The sequence below is a fragment of the Streptomyces sp. NPDC001156 genome (assembly GCF_053598275.1).
This window is the reverse complement of the sequence record NZ_JBSFJX010000484.1, coordinates 1-1,951: the sequence shown is the minus strand read 5'-3', so window position 1 is coordinate 1,951 and position 1,951 is coordinate 1. Positions and strand designations below refer to the sequence as shown.

2 protein-coding genes are annotated in these 1,951 nt (G+C 69.3%); both read right to left on the bottom strand.

Annotation, left to right across the window (positions count from 1 at the left end; genetic code table 11):
* Nucleotides 1-47 precede the first annotated feature (47 nt).
* On the bottom strand, nucleotides 48-1,265 hold the full coding sequence (locus ACWDA7_RS52425; protein ID WP_450615242.1) for a terminase large subunit domain-containing protein: 1,218 nt from the start codon (nucleotides 1,263-1,265) through the stop codon (nucleotides 48-50).
* A complete protein-coding gene (locus tag ACWDA7_RS52420) occupies nucleotides 1,252-1,842 on the bottom strand; it encodes a hypothetical protein (protein WP_450615240.1) in 591 nt (196 codons plus the stop codon). The genes ACWDA7_RS52425 and ACWDA7_RS52420 overlap by 14 nt, the downstream gene beginning before the upstream one ends.
* Nucleotides 1,843-1,951: the final 109 nt, after the last annotated feature.

Genomic DNA, 1,951 nt, shown 5'->3' with positions numbered 1-1,951 from the left:
GCACATCACTCCCGTGGCCGCACGACAGGGAAGCGACCGCACCATGATCATGCCGCAACCAGCCGACCCCGCGTCAGGAATTGCGCACCAGAGTCGAGGGCAAGGAGGCAGGCGGTGCGGCCCCAATCGTTGGCGCCCATGCTCCCCGAGCGGTCCTCGAGGACGTACAGGTGGCCGTCGAAGCCGCGAGCCGCGCCGATGATGCCAGTCTCGTCGCCGATCGCGGACTCACCGCCAGCGGGGTCGACGGCGACGATGATGCGGGCCATGTCGAGGCCGCCGAACTCGACAGTGGTGAGGCGGTGGTCGTTGATCCAGGCCCGCTGCCAGACGCCGCCCTCGGGCGGGCGGGGCTTTTGCTGGTAGAGCGCGGCCCAGACACGTTCGCCGACACGGCGGCGGGTGGTGGCGTGGTGTTCGGCGTCAAAGCGTTCGGGCCATAGCGGTTCGCCGACCTTCCGACCGAGGGGGTCATCGTCGCTGTCGGCGAGCGCGGGCAGATCGATGATCTTCCACTCGTTGGTTTGTGCGTCGGCGAGGATGCGGCCGGCCAGGTCGTCCTCGTTCCAGCGGGTTTGGATGACGCAGATCGCCCCGTCGGGCTCCAGGCGGGTCTGCAGGACGGACTGCCACCACTCCCACGCCTTGCGGCGGATGCTGGGCGAGTCGGCGGACGCCATGTCCTGTACGGGGTCGTCGACCAGCGCGACGGTGGCGCCGCGGCCGGTGAGGGTGCCGCCAATACCAGCTGCGACGAGGCCACCTTGGTGGCCTGCAATGTCGAAGCGCATCGCCGCCCGGGAGGACGGGTTGAGGTGGATGCCGAGCTCGTCGCCCCACGCCTCGATGGCGTCGCGGACCCAGCGGGAGTGCTCCTCGGCGAGATCGCCGGAGTAGGAGGCGATCATGACGCGGCGGTCGGGGTGCTGGCGCAAGTACCACAGCGGCGCCCAGCGGGAGGCCCGGCGCGACTTGCCGTGACGCGGCGGCATCGTGATCATCACGCGGTCGGCTCGGCCCTCGGCCATGTCGATCCACGCCTGGTCGATCAGGTGGAGGTGCCGGGCCTGCATCTCGGCGCGTTCGGTGAGCACGGCAGCCATCGCGCCCGGCGAGGCGTCCATGGCTATGCCGCGTTCGATGCGGGCGAGCTGGACGCGCAGCTCGGGGGAGGCCTTCGCGGCCATGGCGCGGCGCTCCGTCGGCGGCTTGCTGCGATAGGCAGCCAGCAGCCTGGCTTCGCGTTCACTGCTACTCGGAGCCACGTGCGGCCTCCTCGGAGATGCCGATGAGGGCTTCGAGTTCGTCGAGGGCGACGGCCGTCAGCTCGCCGCCCGTGGCGGCCGGGGTGACGATCTCGGTCTTGGCCGGCTTGTCGAGGCCGTTCATGCGGGCGCGGCGCTCCATGATGCGCAGCGCGCGGTCGATGGCGGGCAGGTCGCCATCCTTGACGGCCTGCCGGTAGGCGACGAAGAACAGCCGGTCCAGGCGCAGGTTCTCTACGGCGCGCAGCTCGTCGGCTTTCTCGTCCTGCTCGGTGGTGCGCTCCTTCAGGGCCTGGCGGACGTCCTTGCAGGCGGCGTTGATGAGCTGGTCGTCACTGGGAGGTTCGAGGCCCTTGTTGTACCGGTCGATGCCGTAGCCCTGCGGGTAGGCGATCCGGTCGGAGTTGACGGCGGGGTCGGCTGCGAGCTTGCGGCCTACCGTGAGCCAGTCCACGCCGGCCAGGCGTAGGTCGATTGCGTCCGCTCGCCGCTGTGCGATGGCGGCGCGCGCGGCCTTGTCGGGGCGTCCCACCGGCAGGGTCCTCTCGCTGCTGCGCGCCCCCACGCCGAGATTCATGATGACACTGCACATCAACACCGTTGCGTTTGGTTGATCGGCAGTTCGTCAAGGTCGTTGACATAGAAGAACGGGAACTCTGGTAGATCACTTGTGTCGAGCAAGATGA